Origin of the sequence: Pseudotamlana haliotis (assembly GCF_008806375.1) — a bacterium.
Lineage (GTDB): Bacteria > Bacteroidota > Bacteroidia > Flavobacteriales > Flavobacteriaceae > Pseudotamlana > Pseudotamlana haliotis.
The window spans coordinates 1-2,728 of record NZ_WAAT01000023.1; the positions used below are offsets into that span (position 1 = coordinate 1).

The 2,728-nt window shown below is 34.3% G+C and carries 2 protein-coding genes; one reads left to right on the top strand and one right to left on the bottom strand.

Annotation, left to right across the window (positions count from 1 at the left end; genetic code table 11):
- Positions 1-648: 648 nt before the first annotated feature.
- Positions 649-1,989: a deoxyguanosinetriphosphate triphosphohydrolase gene (locus F6U93_RS03325; protein WP_150936827.1), complete on the bottom strand. Its 1,341-nt coding sequence runs from the start codon at positions 1,987-1,989 to the stop codon at positions 649-651.
- Positions 1,990-2,178: 189 nt separating this feature from the next.
- On the opposite strand from F6U93_RS03325, the gene F6U93_RS03330 reads away from it, so the two are divergent.
- Positions 2,179-2,550, top strand: a complete 372-nt coding sequence (locus F6U93_RS03330; RefSeq protein ID WP_150936829.1) for a carboxypeptidase-like regulatory domain-containing protein — start codon at positions 2,179-2,181, stop codon at positions 2,548-2,550.
- Positions 2,551-2,728 lie beyond the last annotated feature (178 nt).

The following is a 2,728-nucleotide window of genomic DNA, read 5'->3' on the forward strand; positions in this document are numbered from 1 at the left end:
TTTAATATTAAAAACGGTCAACATTATTTAGGGAAGTTCAAGTTGAAAATTTATATCAAAATCGTTTTGTTGCGTCATAGAAATCGAAGACCATAATAAGCAGTTCCAGTAATGGTGTTCGAGCGGAGTCGAGAACATTTAATACTTATATAAATGAACATTCTTTCAATTAATAATTAAAAGTAAAAAGTGAAAAATTTTACCAAGTTAAAAGTAAAAAATTAGGTATTAAAAGTTGAAAATTTATATCAAAATCGTTTGGTTACGTCATAGAAATCGAAGAGCCAAATAAGTAGTTCCAGAAACGGTGTTCGAGCGGAGTCGAGAACATTTAATACTTATATAAATGAACATTCTTTCAATTAATAATTAAAATTGAAAAGTGAAAAATTTTACCAAGTTAAAAGTAAAATATTAGATATTAAAAGTTAAACATTTATGTCAATAGTCCAAGGTAATCTGTCTTCAGTATTCGGTTAAAGTTTTCCATTCAATAAATAAACATCCAAACAATCAAAAATCTAATTTCAATTTCAGCCCCCGGTTACACGATTAAACAATTCAACAAATAAACGAATAAACAGTATTCCAGTCTAAACTTCAACGAGAACCCTAATAATCAATAAAAAATAGTCAATAATCAATAGCTCAAAACCCCAACCCCTTAATCTTTTTATAATCCAACATGGCCTTACTATCTGATAAGAGCGATACATAATGACAAACACTTAGTAGACGTGTGTATAAATCGTCGGTTTCGGTTTTTAAAGTATCTGGTAACCCGTTTAAAATAAGCTTATCGTAGTTGGATGCTGTTTGGTTAAAGCTGTTATTTACTGCGGTGGTGTAAGTGTTTAAAAGGGTATTGATAACGCCATAACCTACAATTTCTTTGTCTATGACTTCGGTAGATTGGTAAACCTTATCAATACTAATTTTAATCACATCTTTAATTTGAGCATCGTAGGCACTTTTGTCTAAAAGGGCGCAATCAAATTCGCCGTTTAGAATGGCTTCCTCGTTGGCCATAAAAATATCAACAGCTTCGTTGATTAGGGTGCCAATAGCTAAGGCACGTAAATAGCCTATGCGGTCTTTTTGAGTTTCAAGGGCGTAATAATGCTCTGGAATGATGTTTTTTCTAATGATTTTAGACAGGTATTCTAAGGCGTATTCTTCTTGAATCAAACCTAAATTGATGCCGTCTTCAAAATCGATGATGGTGTAGCAAATATCATCGGCAGCTTCTACTAAAAAGGTCAGCGGATGCCTAGAATAGCTCATGTTGTTTTCGCTACGCTTTATTAAGCCCAGTTCGTGAGCGACATCTTCAAAGTTTTCTTTTTCTGATTGAAACACACCATATTTCTTATCGGCAATATGATTAGTGGGTTTTTTGGGTAAAGACTCTTTAGGGTATTTAGTAAAAGCCCCAAGGGTGGCATAACTCAAACGAATACCACCTGGGCGTCCGGGGTGGCTTTCAGTTAGAATTTTAAATCCGTTAGCGTTACCTTCAAAATCACATAAATCTTGATACTGTGCTGGGGTTAATTGGTCTTTGTAAATTTTGCCTTCACCATTTATAAAGAATTCACCAATGGCTTTTTCACCTGAATGACCGAATGGCGGATTTCCAATATCATGAGCCAAAGCGGCAGCGGCTACAATAGCACCAAAATCATTGGGATGATACCCGTGAATATTTTTTAAATGCGGGTGCTTCTCTAAAAGTTTATGACCTACGCTACGTCCTAAAGAGCGACCTACTACACTTACTTCTAAACTATGTGTGAGGCGGGTGTGTACAAAATCCGTATTCGATAAAGGAATGACTTGAGTTTTATCCTGAAGGCTTCTAAATTCCGAAGAAAAAATAATACGGTCGTAATCCACTTCAAAACCTACGCGGTTTTCATCTTGTTCTTTTCTAATACGTTTATTAGTGTCGCCAAAGCGCTTTAAGGATAGTAGTTGTTCCCAGTTCATCGATATCGGTTAAAAGTGAGGGCAAGATACTTATTTTCATGAAAAAATGCGGTTGTTAATTTGGGCTAGAAAATAAACAGGAAACATTGTTAACATTAGGGTAATATTATCGTGACAAACGATTAACGATTTGGTAACATGTAAAAGGCTGTTATGTAGTTACTTTGCAAAATATTACAAATTTAAGTCATGAAACAATTTATCTTTAGTTTGGTCTTTTTTATTTCAGCTTTAGGGTTTGCTCAAGAAGCGGGTTCTATAAGTGGTAACTTATTAGATGTAGAAGCTGAAAATACTCCGCTTTTGTATGCTAAAGTTATGATAAAAGAAACTGGTGCTGAGGTCTTATCAGATGAAAATGGCTTTTTTAAATTTGATAATTTAGCCGAAGGCACTTATACTTTGGTATGTAGTTTTACAGGTTATGAAACCAAAGAATCTCAAGTAAAGGTAGAAGCCTTAAAAACTGAGGCTGTGAAAATGTATTTGGAAGCCAGTACGGTGTCTTTAGATGATTTGGCTTTAGTTTATGCTAGCGCTGAAAACACTGATTCTAAGTAAATCATGAATAAATAAATTGAGTGAAACAATTATAGTTTAAATCGCCTGTCCTGATTAGGTGTTTGGACGACCAAGATAAAAGCTGCTTTCGTTAATTCGGAAGCAGTTTTTTTATGCGCTCACATGTCATTTTTTTAGATGTAATAGACAAAATGGTTGGTAAAAAGTCCCTTATGCT